The organism is Pseudomonas sp. XWY-1 (assembly GCF_002953115.1).
Lineage (GTDB): Bacteria > Pseudomonadota > Gammaproteobacteria > Pseudomonadales > Pseudomonadaceae > Aquipseudomonas > Aquipseudomonas alloputida.
Genome location: NZ_CP026332.1, coordinates 563,203 through 580,357, shown reverse-complemented (window position 1 = coordinate 580,357; position 17,155 = coordinate 563,203). Strand labels below are relative to the sequence as shown.

At 63.0% G+C, this 17,155-nt stretch carries 17 protein-coding genes and 1 riboswitch; of the genes, 6 read left to right on the top strand and 11 right to left on the bottom strand.

Going from position 1 to position 17,155, the window contains the following annotated elements; all coding sequences use genetic code 11:
* Positions 1 to 82: 82 nt before the first annotated feature.
* Positions 83 to 976, top strand: a complete 894-nt coding sequence (locus PRJ_RS02745) for an alpha/beta hydrolase (RefSeq protein ID WP_104960706.1) — start codon at positions 83 to 85, stop codon at positions 974 to 976.
* Positions 977 to 997: 21 nt separating this feature from the next.
* Here the strand turns inward: PRJ_RS02745 and PRJ_RS02740 are convergent, their stop codons facing one another.
* A complete protein-coding gene (locus PRJ_RS02740) occupies positions 998 to 1,978 on the bottom strand; it encodes a zeta toxin family protein (protein ID WP_104960705.1) in 981 nt (326 codons plus the stop codon).
* A gap of 150 nt (positions 1,979 to 2,128) precedes the next feature.
* Positions 2,129 to 2,270, top strand: a riboswitch (FMN riboswitch).
* Between the two features lie 80 nt (positions 2,271 to 2,350).
* Here PRJ_RS02740 and ribB point away from each other — a divergent pair.
* The 4 genes from ribB (at position 2,351) to dxs (ending at position 6,366) form a co-directional block, all read left to right on the top strand.
* The gene (ribB, locus tag PRJ_RS02735) at positions 2,351 to 3,001 is read left to right on the top strand and encodes a 3,4-dihydroxy-2-butanone-4-phosphate synthase (protein ID WP_020192444.1); all 651 of its coding nucleotides are present in this window, start codon (positions 2,351 to 2,353) and stop codon (positions 2,999 to 3,001) included.
* A 165-nt stretch (positions 3,002 to 3,166) separates the two neighbouring features.
* The gene (locus PRJ_RS02730) at positions 3,167 to 3,409 is read left to right on the top strand and encodes an exodeoxyribonuclease VII small subunit (protein WP_003255380.1); all 243 of its coding nucleotides are present in this window, start codon (positions 3,167 to 3,169) and stop codon (positions 3,407 to 3,409) included.
* Positions 3,406 to 4,293 (top strand): (2E,6E)-farnesyl diphosphate synthase, encoded by an 888-nt coding sequence (ispA, locus tag PRJ_RS02725; protein WP_020192445.1) that lies wholly within the window; start codon positions 3,406 to 3,408, stop codon positions 4,291 to 4,293. The genes PRJ_RS02730 and ispA overlap by 4 nt, the downstream gene beginning before the upstream one ends.
* A 177-nt stretch (positions 4,294 to 4,470) precedes the next feature.
* The gene (gene dxs, locus PRJ_RS02720) at positions 4,471 to 6,366 is read left to right on the top strand and encodes a 1-deoxy-D-xylulose-5-phosphate synthase (RefSeq protein WP_104960704.1); all 1,896 of its coding nucleotides are present in this window, start codon (positions 4,471 to 4,473) and stop codon (positions 6,364 to 6,366) included.
* A gap of 1,199 nt (positions 6,367 to 7,565) precedes the next feature.
* Here the strand turns inward: dxs and PRJ_RS02690 are convergent.
* Positions 7,566 to 8,771, bottom strand: a complete 1,206-nt coding sequence (locus PRJ_RS02690; RefSeq protein WP_104960601.1) for an ISL3 family transposase — start codon at positions 8,769 to 8,771, stop codon at positions 7,566 to 7,568.
* Between the two features lie 85 nt (positions 8,772 to 8,856).
* Here PRJ_RS02690 and PRJ_RS02685 point away from each other — a divergent pair, with 85 nt between their 5' ends.
* The gene (locus PRJ_RS02685) at positions 8,857 to 10,734 is read left to right on the top strand and encodes a TonB-dependent receptor domain-containing protein (protein WP_104960702.1); all 1,878 of its coding nucleotides are present in this window, start codon (positions 8,857 to 8,859) and stop codon (positions 10,732 to 10,734) included.
* On the opposite strand, the gene PRJ_RS02680 is transcribed toward PRJ_RS02685, so the two are convergent.
* The 9 genes from PRJ_RS02680 to ribBA form a co-directional block, all read right to left on the bottom strand.
* Complete coding sequence (locus tag PRJ_RS02680) at positions 10,712 to 11,524, bottom strand: cobalamin-binding protein (protein ID WP_064492916.1); 813 nt, start codon at positions 11,522 to 11,524, stop codon at positions 10,712 to 10,714. The genes PRJ_RS02685 and PRJ_RS02680 overlap by 23 nt on opposite strands.
* The gene (locus PRJ_RS02675) at positions 11,524 to 11,943 is read right to left on the bottom strand and encodes a hypothetical protein (RefSeq protein WP_020191402.1); all 420 of its coding nucleotides are present in this window, start codon (positions 11,941 to 11,943) and stop codon (positions 11,524 to 11,526) included. The genes PRJ_RS02680 and PRJ_RS02675 overlap by 1 nt, the downstream gene beginning before the upstream one ends.
* Complete coding sequence (gene ribA / locus PRJ_RS02670) at positions 11,940 to 12,557, bottom strand: GTP cyclohydrolase II (RefSeq protein ID WP_003255389.1); 618 nt, start codon at positions 12,555 to 12,557, stop codon at positions 11,940 to 11,942. Before ribA ends, PRJ_RS02675 begins: the two co-directional genes overlap by 4 nt.
* Before the next feature lie 180 nt (positions 12,558 to 12,737).
* Positions 12,738 to 13,481 (bottom strand): ABC transporter substrate-binding protein, encoded by a 744-nt coding sequence (locus PRJ_RS02665; RefSeq protein ID WP_104960701.1) that lies wholly within the window; start codon positions 13,479 to 13,481, stop codon positions 12,738 to 12,740.
* Positions 13,482 to 13,497: 16 nt separating this feature from the next.
* Positions 13,498 to 14,001 (bottom strand): phosphatidylglycerophosphatase A, encoded by a 504-nt coding sequence (locus tag PRJ_RS02660; protein WP_010951803.1) that lies wholly within the window; start codon positions 13,999 to 14,001, stop codon positions 13,498 to 13,500.
* The gene (gene thiL, locus PRJ_RS02655; protein WP_010951802.1) at positions 13,998 to 14,966 is read right to left on the bottom strand and encodes a thiamine-phosphate kinase; all 969 of its coding nucleotides are present in this window, start codon (positions 14,964 to 14,966) and stop codon (positions 13,998 to 14,000) included. Before thiL ends, PRJ_RS02660 begins: the two co-directional genes overlap by 4 nt.
* Before the next feature lie 18 nt (positions 14,967 to 14,984).
* Positions 14,985 to 15,485, bottom strand: a complete 501-nt coding sequence (gene nusB / locus PRJ_RS02650; RefSeq protein ID WP_003255393.1) for a transcription antitermination factor NusB — start codon at positions 15,483 to 15,485, stop codon at positions 14,985 to 14,987.
* Positions 15,482 to 15,958: a 6,7-dimethyl-8-ribityllumazine synthase gene (gene ribE, locus PRJ_RS02645; protein ID WP_003255395.1), complete on the bottom strand. Its 477-nt coding sequence runs from the start codon at positions 15,956 to 15,958 to the stop codon at positions 15,482 to 15,484. The genes nusB and ribE overlap by 4 nt, the downstream gene beginning before the upstream one ends.
* A gap of 91 nt (positions 15,959 to 16,049) precedes the next feature.
* The gene (gene ribBA, locus PRJ_RS02640; protein ID WP_003255398.1) at positions 16,050 to 17,141 is read right to left on the bottom strand and encodes a bifunctional 3,4-dihydroxy-2-butanone-4-phosphate synthase/GTP cyclohydrolase II; all 1,092 of its coding nucleotides are present in this window, start codon (positions 17,139 to 17,141) and stop codon (positions 16,050 to 16,052) included.
* Positions 17,142 to 17,155: the final 14 nt, after the last annotated feature.

The window sequence follows — 17,155 nt, the reverse complement described above, 5'->3', positions numbered from 1 at the left end:
TGCGCTTTACGCTCGATCGGGACTGGTTATCATCTGGGCGCTCAAGCCTTGCGCTCCATGCAAAGCCCTGACGAGACGCCTGATGAGCAAGAAGAACCTGATGCTGGCCTTGGCACTTGCCCTGGCGGCCCCTCTTGTCCTGGCACAGCCCGAGCATGACCAGAAGATGGACACGTCGGTGCTACGGCGCCAGGACCTGGCCTATCACTTCAGCCAGTTTGATCTGGACTCGGCCGATGGCCTGCGTCACTACCGCCTGTGGGTTGGCAAGCCGAATCGTCCAGCGCCGGCATCGGGGTACCCGGTGCTGTGGATGCTCGATGGCAATGCTGCGCTGGGGACGCTGGATCAGCAGCAACTGGACAGGCTCGCCGCGGGCCAGGCGCCCCTGCTGGTGGCGGTGGGTTATCGGACCGAACTGCGCATCGACAGGGCCGGCCGCACGCTGGACTACACCCCGGAGCTGCCGGAGCAGGTGCAGCAGCGTGATCCGCTGACCGGCCAGCCCAGCGGCGGGGTCGATGCGTTCCTGGAACTTTTGACCGGGCGCATGCGCACGATGGTGTCGGCTATGGCGCCGGTCGATCCGCAACGACAGACGCTGTGGGGGCACTCCTATGGTGGCCTGGCCGTGCTTCACGCACTGTTTACCCGCCCCGGCGAATTCTGCCTTTACGCGGCTGCCAGCCCGTCACTGTGGTGGCGCGATGGCGTGATTGTCCGGGAGGCGCAAGGACTTCCCTCACGCCTGGGCGAGGCGCGCCCGCGCCTGCTGCTGATGCGCGGCGGGCAGGAGCCCGCCAACCCGCATGGTTCGCCGCACGAGGACGACGAGTTGCCTGCGCGCCGCCTGGCGGCAGATCTGGCCGCGATCAAAGGCCTCGACGTGCGCTATGAGCGCTTCGACGGTCTGGGGCATGGGCCCATGCTGGCCGCCTCCCTGCGCAGGGTGATCGAAGGCATGTCTGGCCAGTGACCAGCCCTGCGCCTGTCCGACTCAAGGTTGCGCGTACTTGAGCACGTACAGGCACAGTTCGCGGTAGACATCCACAGGCAGCTGCGACATCAGCTTCTGAGCCTGGCCGAGGGTTTTGCAATTGAGTTCGGCCATCGTCCGACGGTGTTTCAAACCCAGCAGGCCGGCATGCACCACCTGCGCATACTGAATATAGGAACAGGGGAAATCGGCCTGGGGGCTGCGCTGGACCTTGAAGTTGATCTTCAGGTCTGCTCCGCGGAAGAATGCCCTGCCTTGGTAGTTCTGCTGGGGCACGAGGAGCCCTTTTTCAGGACAGGTGCTGTGACAGACCGGCAGGCTATTCCTGTCTGTCTCCAGGCCACGTCGATAGATCACGATTTCGGAACCCGGCACCTCGACACAGGCGTTTTCGAAAGCATCGATGATGGCCCTGCCATTGATTTGCGCCTCTTCGATCTGCGTCAGGCTGACCACACGCTCGATCTCCTGATTGCCAACGCTGTTGACCACACGGTCCAGGGTCGACCAGTGGCTGAATTCTTTCTGACACGCAATCAGATGGACCTCGCTCTGATAGCCCTGCCGGGCGGCTTCAGGTGGAAAATCAGCGAAATGAGGGCTGTCGAGCGCGGTCTCCATGATGATGTTGTATTTGTTTTCCATCGCATACGTGCAAATCATTGCCCCCAGGCGCCAGATGAACGACTCGGTATGCTCATAGACATGCAGCACGCCTTTGTCTTCCATCGCCCGATAATGAGGGTGCAGTTCACGAAAATGGGTTTCGTAAAGGCGAACATAATTGTCGTAGCGCCCGCTCTTCAGCAGCGTTTTTTCCAGCAAGTACGTCTTACCCGAGCCTTGTGTACCGGCAATGATGAGCATTTTGGGCTTGAGCACGCCGTCGACGTAGTCGCGCTTCTTGTCGAACAAAGTGTCGACGACCTTTCTGAATGCGAGATGGAGATCGGTATCGGTAAAAGGATAGAGAGAGGACATGACGGTTCGTTTCCTTGGTTTGCCAATGTGACCGTCACGAAGGTAAGCGCTGCGGCAGGTGAGAAAGGAGTAGATGGTTACTGCTGCAAGTCTCGCCGAAGGTAGTAGCACCGCGGGTTGCCACTGGGGTGGCACTGTGCTGTATGCTTGGCCGGTCTTCAGGGCGGGGTGTAAGTCCCCACCGGCGGTAAATCGAAAGATGAGCCCGCGAGCGCCCCGACCATGTCGGGGGTCAGCAGATCTGGTGCAACTCCAGAGCCGACGGTCATAGTCCGGATGAAAGAAGGCGTCATGCAGGGGCCATCCGGGCGCCCTTGCGCGCGCATTTTGTTCGCCCCGAGACGTTCATCGATCATTCACGAGGAGCGTTTCATGTTCACCCAGCACCACGCGCAATTCCCCAATGTTTCCGCCGCCATCGCCGCCTTCCAGGCCGGGCGCCCTGTACTGTTGCTCGACGATGACGACCGCGAGGACGAAGCGGACATCATTGCCGCCGCCGAGAACATTTCGCTGCAGACCATGGCCATGATGATTCGCGATTGCAGCGGCATCGTCTGCCTGTGCCTGGACGAAGCCACCGTCGACGAACTGCAGCTGGCACCCATGGTGCAGAACAACCAGGCCCGCCACGGCACCGGTTTCACCGTCACGATCGAGGCGGCCGAAGGTATCACCACCGGGGTTAGCGCCCAGGACCGCATCACCACCATTGGCGCAGCACTGCGCTCCAGCGCCGAACAGCGCCATATAGTCAGCCCGGGGCATGTTTTTCCGCTGCGCGCCCGCAATGGCGGGGTGCTGACCCGCCGTGGGCATACCGAAGGTTCGGTGGACCTGGCGCGCCTGGCCGGCCTGCGCCCGGCAGCGGTCTTGTGCGAGCTGATGAACCCCGATGGCAGCATGGCCCGTGGTGAGCAGGTGGCGGTATATGCACGGCAGTACAATTTGCCGGTGCTGACCATCGAGGAGCTGGCGCGGTACCGTGAGGCAATGCTGGAACGGGAAGCAGAGCCGGCCTGACCCACCGAACCGGGACGCTTTGCGGTCCTTGTGCGAGCGGCCCTTTCGCGACACAGGGCCGCTCCCATATCGGTCTGCATCAGCCGATGCAGCTGCCGGAAGTTTGCTCCCCCCGCCCCGCTCTGCTAGTGTCGCGCCGTTCTGAATGCCACCGAGACAGTCGCCATGGCCCGCAAAAAAGCCTCCCTCGATTTCGAGCAATCCCTCGCAGACCTGCAAGCACTGGTCGAGCGCCTGGAGAACGGCGAGTTGTCGCTGGAAGAGTCGCTGGCCGCCTTTGAACAAGGCATCGCCCTGACCCGTGACTGCCAGGGCGCCCTGGCCCAGGCCGAACAGAAGGTGCAAATTCTGCTGGAGCGCGACGGCGAACTGGCTGCCCAACCCTTCGACGCGGAGCCGGAAGCATGATTGGCACCTACCAGGCCAGTTGCCAGGCGCGCGTCGACGCAGCCCTCGAACCGCTGTTCATCGCCCCGAGCAAAGAGCTGGAACGCCTTTACGCCGCCATGCGCTACAGCGTGATGAACGGCGGCAAACGCGTGCGCCCGTTGCTGGCCTACGCGGCCTGCGAAGCCTTGGGCGCCCCGGCCGAACAGGCCAACGGTGCAGCCTGCGCGGTCGAGCTGATCCATGCTTACTCGCTGGTGCATGATGACCTCCCGGCCATGGACGACGACGACCTGCGTCGCGGCCAGCCGACCACCCACAAGGCGTTTGACGAAGCGTGCGCCATCCTTGCTGGCGACGGTTTGCAGAGCCTGGCTTTCAGTGCCCTGCTCGACCCTTGCCTGAGCCCTCAGATCGACAGTATTCGCCTGGCCATGGTTCAGGTGCTGGCCAAAGCTGCCGGCCCGGCCGGCATGGTTGGCGGCCAGGCCATCGATCTCGGTTCGGTGGGCCAGAAGCTGGACCAGCAGGCGCTGGAGTTCATGCACCGGCACAAGACCGGCGCGCTGATCGAAGCCAGCGTACGCCTCGGCGCCCTGGCCAGTGCCCGTGCCGAACCAGCGCAGCTGGATGCCCTGCAGACTTATGCACAGGCCATTGGCCTGGCATTCCAGGTGCAGGACGACATCCTCGACGTGGAAAGCGACACTGCTACCTTGGGCAAACGCCAAGGTGCAGACATAGCGCGTGACAAACCGACCTACCCGGCCCTGCTGGGGCTGGAAGCCGCCAAACTCTATGCAATCGAACTGCGCGACCAGGCGCTGGCCGCACTGCAAGGGTTCGGCGAAAAGGCCGAGCCGCTGCGGGCCTTGGCGCGTTATATTGTCGAACGCCGTAACTAAACAGCTTCACCTATCCCTGTAGGATCGGGTTTACCCGCGAATGCGATCTTGAATTTGCCGACGCATTCGCGGGTAAACCCGCTCCTACAGGGGGCCGCGTAACCTGTGGTCGAATGGGCACTTTTCCCACAATGGGGTAAACTGCCGCGTCTTCACACACCTATAACGACTCGCCTGATGCCCACGACGTTTCAAGAGATCCCCCGCGAACGCCCGGTCACGCCGTTGCTCGACCGCGCTGACACGCCTGCCGGCCTGCGCCGGTTGGCCGAAGCCGACCTGGAAACGCTGGCCGACGAACTGCGCCAGGAATTGCTCTACACCGTTGGGCAGACCGGTGGGCATTTTGGTGCCGGTCTGGGCGTCATCGAGCTGACCATCGCCCTGCACTACGTGTTCGACACCCCGGACGACCGGTTGGTGTGGGACGTGGGGCACCAGGCCTACCCGCACAAGATCCTCACCGGGCGCCGTAACCGCATGCTCAGCCTGCGCCAGAAGGACGGCATCGCGGCCTTCCCGCGCCGCAGCGAAAGCGAGTACGACACCTTTGGCGTTGGCCACTCCAGCACCTCGATCAGCGCCGCGCTGGGCATGGCCATTGCTGCCCGCCTGCAGAACAGCGCACGCAAGTCGATTGCGGTGATCGGTGATGGCGCGCTGACCGCCGGCATGGCATTCGAGGCGTTGAACCACGCCCAGGAAGTCAATGCCGACATGCTGGTGATCCTCAACGACAACGACATGTCGATTTCGCGCAATGTCGGCGGCCTGTCCAACTACCTGGCCAAGATCCTTTCCAGCCGCACCTACGCGAGCATGCGCGAAGGCAGCAAGAAAGTGCTGTCGCGGTTGCCAGGCGCCTGGGAAATTGCCCGTCGCACCGAGGAATACGCCAAGGGCATGCTGGTGCCGGGCACGCTGTTCGAAGAGCTGGGCTGGAACTACATCGGCCCGATCGACGGCCACGACCTGCCCACCATGATCGCCACCCTGCGCAACATGCGCGACCTGAAAGGCCCGCAGTTCCTGCATGTGGTGACCAAGAAGGGCAAAGGCTTCGCCCCTGCCGAGATTGACCCGATCGGCTACCACGCCATCACCAAGCTGGAGCCGGCCGACAAGCCCGCCGCGCCGAAGAAAGCCAGCGGCCCGAAATACTCCGCGGTGTTCGGCCAGTGGCTGTGCGACATGGCCGCCGCCGACAACCGCCTGGTGGGCATTACCCCGGCAATGAAGGAAGGCTCGGACCTGGTCGACTTCAGCGAGCGCTACCCTGAGCGCTACTTCGACGTTGCGATCGCAGAGCAACATGCCGTGACCTTGGCGGCCGGCATGGCCTGCGAGGGCAGCAAGCCGGTGGTGGCGATCTACTCCACCTTCCTGCAGCGTGCCTACGACCAGCTGATCCACGACGTGGCGGTGCAGAACCTCGACGTGCTGTTCGCCATCGATCGCGCCGGCCTGGTCGGCGAGGATGGCCCGACCCACGCCGGCAGCTACGACCTGTCGTACCTGCGCTGCATCCCGGGCATGCTGGTGATGACCCCCAGCGACGAGAACGAACTGCGCAAGATGCTCAGCACCGGCCACCTGTACAACGGCCCGGCCGCTGTACGGTACCCGCGTGGTACCGGCCCGAATGCGCCGATCAGCGGTGACCTGCAACCACTGGAGATCGGCAAGGGCGTGGTCCGCCGCCAGGGCGAAAAAGTGGCCCTGCTGGTGTTCGGCGTACAACTGGCCGAGGCCATGCAAGTGGCCGAACAGATCAACGCCACGGTGGTCGACATGCGCTTCGTCAAGCCGCTGGACGAGGCGCTGGTGCTTGAGCTGGCAGGCAGCCATGAGCTGCTGGTAACCATCGAAGAAAACGCCATCATGGGTGGCGCAGGCGCTGCGGTGGGTGAGTTCCTTGCCAGCCAGGCAGTGCTCAAGCCGCTTCTGCACCTGGGGCTGCCGGATATCTATGTCGAGCATGCCAAGCCTGCACAAATGCTGGCTGAGTGCGGGCTGGATGCGGCCGGGATCGAGGCTTCGGTGAAGGCCCGCATGGCCAAGCTCGGGCTCTAGGGCCCTTTCGCGGGTAAACCCGCTCCTACGACGGCCTGCGCCCGATCACCGATGTGTGCCCACTGTAGGAGCGGGTTTACCCGCGAATACGATAGCGGCGGCGACGGTGAACGACTGGTGAAAATTGGCCAGCAGGACCGGCCCTTTCGCGGGTGAACCCGCTCCTACGACGGACTGCGCCCGATCACCGATGTGTGCCCACTGTAGGAGCGGGTTTACCCGCGAATACGGTAGCGGCGACAACGGTGAACGACTAGTGAAAATTGGCCTGCAGGCCCGGCCCTTTCGCGGGTGAACCCGCTCCTACGACGGCCTGCGCCCGATCACCGACGTGTGCCCACTGTAGGAGCGGGTTTACCCGCGAATACGGTAGCGGCGGCGACGGTGAACGACGGGTGAAAATTGGCCAGCAGGACCGGCCCTTTCGCGGGTGAACCCGCTCCTACGACGGACTGCGCCCGATCACCTAGGTGTGCCCACTGTAGGAGCGGGTTTACCCGCGAATACGGTAGCGGCAACAACGGTGAATGACTGGTGAAAATTGGCCTGCAGGCCCGGCCCTTTCGCGGGTGAACCCGCTCCTACGACGGGCTGCGCCCGATTACCGATGTGTGCCCACTGTAGGAGCGGGTTTACCCGCGAATACGGTAGCGGCGGCGACGGTGAACGACTGGTGAAAATTGGCCAGCAGGACCGGCCCTTTCGCGGGTGAACCCGCTCCTACGACGGCCTGCGCCCGATCACCGACGTGTGCCCACTGTAGGAGCGGGTTTACCCGCGAATACGGTAGCGGCGGCAACGGTGAACGACTGGTGAAAATTGGCCAGCAAGCCCGGCCCTTTCGCGGGTAAACCCGCACCTACGACGGCCTGCGACCGATCACCGATGTGTGCCCACTGTAGGAGCGGGTTTACCCGCGAATACGGTAGCGGCGGCAACGGTGAACGACGGGTGAAAATTGGCCAGCAGGACCGGCCCTTTCGCGGGTAAACCCGCTCCTACGGCGGCCTGCGCCCGATCACCGATGTGTGCCCACTGTAGGAGCGGGTTTACCCGCGAATACGGTAGCGGCGACAACGGTGAACGGCGGGTGAAAATTGGCCAGCAGGCCCGGCCCTTTCGCGGGTAAACCCGCACCTACGGGGACAGCACAGTGCTGTGGAAATACTTTGGAACTGCCCATGAAAAAATTAGGTTCTTCACGGATTGCCGGGAAAGTCATTCTTGATCTTCATGAAAAAGAATTCGCTGTCCCGGTAACCGTAAGCCATCCGCTTGATCACCTTGATCCGGTTGTTGATGCCTTCCAGCTGGCCCGTATGCATCGGCCATCGCACCCTGCTCAAGATGCCGCGCCAGTATCCCTTCAGGCGTTTAGCAAACTGCTTCAGTGCCGGTATCGCGCTTTCATCAGCCAGACGCAGCCACTGCTTCCAGGCTGATCGCCAACCCCAGGCGGTGGTGGGCGACCACAGCGCTTTTAACTCTGCTTTCATCAGATAAACCGTCATCAGCGATTGGTTAGCCGACAGCAGATCCCTCAGGTGCACCTGTTGATCTTTTCGCTTGAGATTTTCCGGATTACGCAGCAGTAGCCAGCGTGCTTGCTTGATCACCCTGCGCGCGGGTTTGTCATGGCGCAGACGGTTGGCTTCGTCGACCCGTACCCGGTCAATCACCTCGCGCCCATACTTGGCGACTACATGAAACAGGTCGTAGACCACGCGTGCCTGAGGGCAGTGTTGGCGTACCTCCAGGTCAAATGCGGTGTTCATGTCCATCGCCACTGCTTCGATCCGCGCACAGCCTTCTGGCCCCAACTCCTCAAAGAAGGGCCTGACAGCCGCTCTGCTACGTCCTTCGCCAATCCACAGAACCCGGCGGGTATCGGCGTCCAGCACCACGCTGGCGTAGCGATGGCCTTTGAACAGGGCGAACTCGTCCATCACCAGGCGCCTGGGCTGGGCCTTTGGTAGCTTCTCTAGAGCGGCTTGTAGAGCTCGTCGCTCCAGCAAGCGCACACTGTCCCAATGCAAGTCAAACAGCTCAGCGACGTGCAGGGTAGGCAGCCGCTGGCAAGCCTGGATCACGGCCTCGGCCAAGCGCTGGGTCATACGCGAATAGCGATCAAGCCAGCTGACTGACTCCATCCGCTTGCCGCATGCGCGACACCCAACGCGCCGCAGTTCCACATTCAACCGTACCGCATGGCCAAGAATGGGGAGATCACGGATCGAACGCTGGCAGTATTCGTGGATGGCGGTGCTGGGCTGATGGCAGCCGCTGCAGGTGGGGAACCTAGTGGGCTGCGGAATCAGGTCGATCAGCAGATCGTCGCCGTCAGGCCTGATGGCAATGACAGAAAAGCCCTCCCAAAAGGGCAGAAACGTATTAATATCGTGCACAAGAACGCCGGTTTGTTGATGTGTTTGCTCGCACGAACATCATCCATCAAACCGGCGTTCTTGTTTCTGTCTTTCCCGGGATTCCGTGAAGAACCAAAAATTAGCCTGTACCACGATTCTCTGTGCCCCTACATTCCTTCTGGCCGCTGAGCGCGACGACGCTCTCAAACTCCCCGACGTGCTGATCAGCGCCAGCCGCCAGGTCGAATCGCGTACCGCCACCAGCGCTGCCAACACGGTCTTCACCCGCACCGACATCGACCGCCTGCAACCCACCAGCGTTACCGACCTGCTCTCCCGCGTGCCGGGCGTGCAAGTGGCACCTACCGGTGGCCGTGGCAGCCTGCCGGGCATCTTTATCCGGGGCACCAAGGCCGCGCAAAGCCTGGTGCTGGTCGATGGCGTGCGCATCGCCAACGCCACCTCGGGCGACAGCGGCCTGCAGTTTCTGGACATCGACCAGATCGAGCGCATCGAAGTCCTGCGCGGCTCGCGCTCAGCGGTGTACGGCAGCGATGCCATTGGCGGGGTGATCCAGATCTTCACCCGACGCAGCAATGGCCCCGGCCTGCAGCCACGCCTGCGCATGGCCGCCGGCAGCAACCAGACATTCCAACGCAGCCTGGGGCTTTCTGGTGGCAACGACTCGACCCGCTTCAACCTTGGCGCCAGCCTGGATGAAACTGCCGGTATCGACTCGACCGGGCCATCCTTCGCCAGCGATGGTGACCACGACGCCTACCGCAACAAGGCGTTGAACCTGAGCCTGAGCCACACCTTCAGTGAGCGCTTCGAGGCCGGCTTGAACCTGCTCGACAGCCGTGGTCGCAGCGAGTACGACAACCCGTTCGGCGGCTTCGACCCCGTGACCTTCGAGAGCTTCGGTCAACAACCCTACACCGACTTCAGCGTCAGCAGCCTGGGCAGCTACGTTGACGTTCAGGTCACCGAAACCTGGCACTCACGCCTTGAACTGGCACATAGCGAGAACCGGGACGACAAACGCGACAAGCTCAGCGCTGAGCGCTTCGTGTTCAACACCTACCGCGATCAGGCTACCTGGCAGAACGACCTGGCCCTCGGCGAACAGCACACCATACTGATCGGTGGCGACTGGTACGAAGACCGCGTACACGGCAGTACCGACTTCACTGAGGACAGCCGCTGGAACCGCGCCGTGTTCGCCCAGCACCGCTACCGGGGCGATCAGTTTTCCACCGAGCTGGGGGTGCGCCATGACCGCAACCAACAGTTTGGTGGCCAGACCACCTGGAGCGGCAGCTTGACCGTACCGCTGAACGCGAACAACGATGTGCTGCTGTCCTACAGCGAAGGCTTCCGCGCGCCAACGTTCAACGACCTGTATTACCCACAGTTCAGCAACCCGAACCTGGACCCAGAGCACTCCAGAAGCTACGAGCTGCAATGGCGCAGCCAGCTGACTGCAGAGAGCCGGCTGGAGACTTCGCTGTACCGCACCGACCTGCGCGACGCGATCATCTTTGGCCAGGACTCGATACCCCGTAACGTCGCCTCGGCACGAATCAATGGCGTGGAAATGGCGCTGGCGCAGCAATGGGGCGCCTGGCACAGCCAGCTTGGCCTGGCGCTGATCGACCCACGCGACCGCGACACTGGCCACACCCTCGCCCGCCGCGCCCGCCGCACCTTGAGCCTGGACCTGGACCGAGAGTTCGGGCGTTTCAGCGTGGGTGCCAGCTGGCAGGCGGTCAGCAACAGTTATGACGATGAGGCCAACCGCAACCGCATCGGTGGCTATGGTCTGCTGGGTTTGCGCAGCAGTTGGGCGGCTAGCGACGAACTTAAACTCGAAGCCAAGCTGGATAACCTGCTGGACCGCAGCTACAGCCGCGCCCTTTACAGCTATGAGGGTGCGTATCACCCTTACCGCGAAGAGGGCCGCACTGTGCTCTTGAGCATCACCTGGACACCGGCGCTTTAGCGTCCAGCAACGCACACAAGCGGGCGGTGGCTTCGATCATCTGCCCGCTGGGGCGCTCCAGCCCTTTGTCCGGCACCACCAGCAGACGCCCATCAGCCACCGCCCGAATCTGCGGCCAGGCCTTCCAGCTGGCCAGTTGCGCCTCATCAGCTGCCAGGATGACCTGCGGATTACGCAGCAGCACGGACTCCACATTCACCTGTGGCGCCGGCTGGCCAAGGTCGGCGAACACATTGCGCGCCCCGCACACGGCCAAGGCGTCGGTCACCACCTGACGGCCACCGAGCGTGTACAACGGCCGATCCCAGACTTGATAAAACACCTGCAAGGGTTCGTCACGCCGATACTGCTGGCGCAGCTGCTGCAGCCGCTCACGCAGGGCTCGCGCGTATGAATGGCCTTGCTCGGTACGCCCGACACGCTCGGCAATGGCCTCGATCTGCTCGATCAGCTGGCTGATGTCATGGGGTTCGGCGCTGAAGGTGGCGATACCCAGGCGCTTGAGTTGGTCGCGCTGGGCCGGCGGCACACTGCCTGGCCACAGCAGCAACAGGTCGGGGCGCAGGCTGAGCAGGCGCTCCATGTCCAGTTGCCCTTGGCGCCCGACCGAAGGCAAGTGGCGCAGTGCAGCCGGCCGTTCGCCGCCATCGAGCACGCCCACCAGCAGGTCGTCGGCCTGCAGCTCAAGCATGATCTCGCTCATCGAGGGGGCCAGACTGACGACACGTAGCGGTTCTGCAGCCAGTACGGTGCAGGCGAACAACGCCAGCAGGCCAGGTAGCAGTCGCATCAGCCCAGCTGGCGCGGAATGCGATAGAGGTACAGCACTACAACGGTAGACACTGCGAGGAGGATCTGCGGCACTGCCTCCAGGCCGACCAGCACCGACAATGCGGCAACCCAAGCCGGGAAGCAGGCATACAGCATGGCCATGCGCCGCACCCGCGCCAGTTCGATCCAGGCAGTGGCTTCTTCGCCCGTACCGAGCACCTTTGAGGTGGCAATAAGTGCGCGCTTGTAGGCACCGAAGCGCGGCAGGCTGAGGAACATGGTGGCCGCACCGGCGATGAACAGTGGCATTGCCAACACCGGGATCAGTGCATCACCACCCCCAAAGGCCCAAGCCATGACTGGCAGCGGCACCAGGCCCACCGCCAGGTACTGCCACCAGGCCAGCGCCAGGCGCCGCTTGACCTCGGCGCGGGTCACGCCTGGGGCACCTCGCCCTGGTGTTCGTTGCCCAGCATGTGGCCCAACTTGCCGGCCTTGGTCGCCAGGTAGTAGCGGTTGTGCGGGTTATGCCCGGTGTGCAGCGGCACACGCTCGGCAACCACGATGTTCATGTCGGTCAGGGCTTTGACCTTGCGCGGATTGTTGGTCATCAGGCGCAGCGACTTGACGCCCAGGTGCTCGAGCATCGGCAGGCATATGGCGTAGTCACGCTGGTCGGCAGCGAAGCCCAGGCGCTCGTTGGCTTCGACGGTGTCGGCGCCGCCATCCTGCAGCTCGTAGGCGCGGATCTTGTTCAGCAGGCCGATGCCACGGCCTTCCTGACGCAGGTACAACAGCACCCCACGGCCTTCGCGGGCGATGGCCTGCAGCGCGGCTTCCAACTGCGAGCCGCAGTCGCAACGCTGGCTGAACAGTGCATCGCCGGTCAGGCACTCGGAATGCAGGCGCCCCAGTACCGGCTGGCCGTCCGCGATATCACCCAGGCTGAGCACCACATGCTCACGGCCTGTGGCTTCATCGAGAAAGCCATGCATGGTGAAGGTCGCGAAGGGCGTCGGGAGTTTAGAGGCGGCAACAAAGACGACGGGCACGTTGTGCTCCTGGAGTAAGTAGGAAATTTCTCGTGGGCCGATTGTATCAGCAGGTTGGGGAATGTGGGCTGGCTGTATACAGTGGCTTAAGATCGAAAAGTTCGATACTTATTAAAAGCCATCGCTCAACCCCAAGCCCGCAGCCCAAGAGGGCCGCGATATACCTTGGTGTATTCGGCCTCAGTGTGGGTGACTGTCCGCGCTGAACGGATAGGGCTGTTTCCAGTGCTCGAAAATCGGCTTCAGTTCGCCGCTACGTATCAGCTCCTTCATGCGCTTGTCGAACAGCTCGCACAGAGCCTTGGCCTGGTCGTTACGGGCAAAGGCCAGGTACAACGGCAACTCGGCCACATGGGTACGGCGGAAACGCTCAGGGTGAGAGGTTTGCCCGAGCACGTAGTCGACCTCGGTCAGTGCGTCGATGTAGTAGTCCACCCGGTCATGCTCGAGCATCGGCAGAATGCCCTCGCGACGCTGGATTTCGCGGAATTCGCGCACATTGGGCAAGTAGCTGCCGTAATCATAACCACGCACCCAGGCCAACCGGTACTTGCCGATGGTCTCCAGGGTAGGCACAGGTTTGCTGGCCAGCCCCAGGGCATAGATATGGTCCATGTCGAAGTGCCAGCGCGGGTACAGGTTGTCGTCGTTCTCTTCCTTGTACGAGCCGACCCAGGCATCAGCCTCGCCGCGTTTGACCAGGCCAACCGCCCGGCTGTAGGGCGCGCTCTGGGTAACCACCTCGACTCCGGCCGGTTCGAACACTTTGCGCAGCACATCCCAGGCCACCCCGGTACCGTCGGCATTGGTGTAGTCGAGCCACTCCTCGCTAACCAGATGGATCTGTTTCGGCATGCCCTCGGCAGCCGTCACCCACGGGGCAACGCTCAGCAGCATTGCCAGCAGTACAGTCCTTAAGGCCATTCACGCACTCCCTGTTTCAGGCAACCGCCCACACCAGAACCTGCATGCCCAGCCAGGCAAACACGCCGGCCAGGATATCGTCGAGCATGATGCCGACGCCCCCATGCACATGGCGATCGATCCAGCGAATCGGCCACGGCTTGAGGATGTCGAAGAAGCGGAACATCAGGAACCCTGCCAACAGCCACTGCCAGCCCTCCGGCACCAGCCAGAGGGTGATCCACATGCCGACAATCTCGTCCCAGACAATGCCTTCATGGTCGTGTACGCGCAAATCATTGGCAACTTTGCCGCACAACCAGAAGCCAAACAGCATGCTCACGCCGAGCAACAACCAGTAGCCCCAGTCGGGCAGCAGCTGCCACAAGGGGATGAACGGTATGGCGACCAGCGAGCCCCAGGTACCCGGAGCCTTGGGCAGAGTGCCGGAACCGAAGCCAAAGGCGATGAAGTGCCACGGGTTGCGCCAGACCGAAGGCGGAACGAACTCCGCAGGCACCTGGTTGGGGTGATCGGTCACGGTCTCTCCCTAAAGTGTTGATAGCCCCGCTGGACGGGGGTTATGTCCTGGCCCTGTGAGTCGCGCAAGGTCACACCCTGCCCTTCGAGCACACGACCAATGATATGTACCTCGATGCAACCGAGACCAGCCAAGGGCGCCAGCGCTTCGGGCGGCAAGGTGAAGGCCAGTACATAGTCGTCGCCACCGGTGAGTGCTGCCTGCAACGCCGCTTCGCGCCCGAGGAATGCCTCTAAGGCAGGAGACACTGGCACCTGCGCCAGGTTCACCTCCAGCGCCACGCCGGAGGCCTTGGCGATATGCCCGCAGTCAGCGAGCAGGCCATCGGAAATGTCCAGGGCCGCAGTGGCCTTGCCACGCAGCAGAGCCCCGAGGGTGAGCTGCGGCATCGGTGACCAGTAATGAGCCAGCAGCGGCTCGGCCTGCGCGGCAGGCGCCTCGCGCTCACCCAGCACCAGCGGCAAGGCACCGGCGGCCTTGCCCAGCGAACCACCAACACACAACAGATCACCCGGCCTTGCACCGCTGCGGCGCAAGGCCTGGCCAGCCGGCACGCGGCCGAACACGGTCACGGTGATGCTCAACGGGCCGCGCGTGGTGTCACCACCGATCAGGCTCATGCGGCAACGGTGGGCCATGCGACCAAGGCCGTCGGCATAGGCCGCCAGCCAGTCAGGGCCAACGTCAGGCAGGGTCAGTGCGAGGGTGAAGCCGATTGCAGTCGCACCCATGGCTGCCAGGTCACTGGCCGCCACAGCCAACGAACGCTGGCCAAGCAGCAACGGATCGCAAACAGCAGGAAAGTGCACCCCGGCGACCAGGGTGTCGGTCGACACCGCCAGTTGCTCACCGGGGGGAAGGTCCAGCAGGGCGCAGTCGTCGCCGATACCCAGCGCCACGCCCTCGCCGCCCTGCGCACAGGGCGCTGCGGCGAAGTAATGGTTGATCAGCTCGAACTCACCCATGGCCAGGCAGCGCCAGGATCAGCGCTTGTTCGCCTTGACTTCTGCTTCACGCAGCGCCGGGGCGAGCTTGTCCAGTACGCCGTTGACGAACTTGTGGCCGTCAGTGGCACCGAAGACCTTGGCCAGTTCCACACCTTCGTTGATCACGACGCGGTAAGGCACGTCGACGCGTTTGATCAGTTCCCAGGTGGACAGGCGCAGCACAGCCAGCTCGACCGGGTCGAGCTCTTCCAGTGCGATGGTCATGCAAGGCACCAGCGCTTTGTCGATTTCGCCCTTGATTGCCGGGACCCCATGCAGGATCTCGCGGAAATAGGCACCGTCGACATCGGTGAAATCGTTATCCACCCGGAACTGCGCTTCGATCTCGTTCAGCGAATGCTGGGCCATGTGCCACTGGTAGAGGGCCTGGGTCGCGAGCTTGCGGGCTTCGCGGCGCTTGGCGCTCTTGGAGGGCTTGCCGGCATCCGCAGGTTTTGGATCGCGCGGGTTGAAACGATCGCTTTCGTCGCTAATCACTTGGCCTCCAACTGCGCCAGCAGGCTGACCATTTCCAGTGCGGACAGGGCAGCTTCAGCACCTTTGTTGCCGGCTTTGGTGCCAGAACGCTCGATGGCTTGCTCGATGGAGTCGACGGTCAGTACGCCGAAGGCCACCGGAACACCGAACTCCATGGACACCTGGGCCAGGCCCTTGGTGCACTCGCCCGCCACGTATTCGAAGTGCGGGGTACCGCCACGGATCACGGCGCCCAGGGCGATGATCGCGTCGTAGGCGCCTTGCTGGGCGACCTTCTGTGCCACCAGCGGGATCTCGAATGCACCCGGGGCACGGATGATGGTGATGTCGCTTTCGCTGACACCGTGGCGTACCAGGGCATCAACGGCACCGCTTACCAGGCTTTCGACAACGAAGCTGTTGAAGCGGCCAACCACCAAAGCATAGCGACCTTTGGGGGCGATGAAGGTACCTTCGATGGTCTTCAGGGTCATTCCGATATTCTCATCTTCAAGAGCGAGGCCGCATACAAGCGGCCTCGACAGGGGTCTGGACTCGAGCAGAGGGCGTCAATGCCGCCTCAAGTCACTCGGAGGGCACGTATTCTACAACTTCCAGATCGAATCCGGATATCGCGTTGAACTTCATCGGCGAACTCATCAGGCGCATCTTGCGCACACCGAGGTCGCGCAGGATCTGCGAACCGGCACCTACAGTGCTGTAGGTGGTCGGTGCCTTGGCCGGCGCATCGCCCGCGCTTTCGCGGATGTGCGCCAGCAGCACGTCGCCGTCCAGCGGGTGCCCCAGCAGCAACACCACACCACTGCCGGCCTCGGCCACTGCGGCCATGGCCGCGCGCAGGCTCCAGCGGCCTGGCTGCTTGACCAGCAGCAGGTCGCGCAGCGGGTCCATGTTGTGCACGCGCACCAAGGTCGGTTCTTCCGCGCAGATCTTGCCCAGGGTCAAGGCCATGTGCACGTCGCCTTCGACCGCGTCACGGTAGGTGACCAGGTTGAACTCACCCAGCTCGCTCTCCACCGATTGCTCGGAAACACGCTGCACGGTGCGCTCGTGGATCATGCGGTAGTGGATCAGGTCGGCAATGGTGCCGATCTTCAGGCCGTGCTCGGCGGCGAACACTTCCAGTTCGGCGCGGCGCGACATAGTGCCGTCGTCGTTCATCACTTCGCAGATCACGCCGCTTGGCTCGAAACCGGCCATGCGCGCCAGGTCACAGGCGGCTTCGGTGTGGCCGGCACGCGCCAGCGTACCGCCTGGCTGGGCCATCAGCGGGAAGATGTGACCAGGGCTGACGATGTCTTCGGCCTTGGCGTCCTTGGCAGCGGCAGCCTGCACAGTGCGTGCGCGGTCGGCGGCGGAAATACCGGTGGTGACGCCCTCGGCGGCCTCGATCGACACGGTGAACTTGGTGCCGAAGCCCGAGCCGTTGCGCGGCGCCATCAACGGCAGCTTCAGCGTTTCGCAACGCTCGCGGGTCATCGGCATGCAGATCAGGCCACGGGCGTGCTTGGCCATGAAGTTGATGTGCTCCGGCTGGCAGCATTCGGCCGCCATGATGATGTCGCCTTCGTTCTCGCGATCTTCGTCATCCATCAGGATGACCATTTTGCCCTGGCGGATGTCTTCGACCAGTTCTTCGATGCTGTTGAGCGCCACGCGGCACCCCCTTC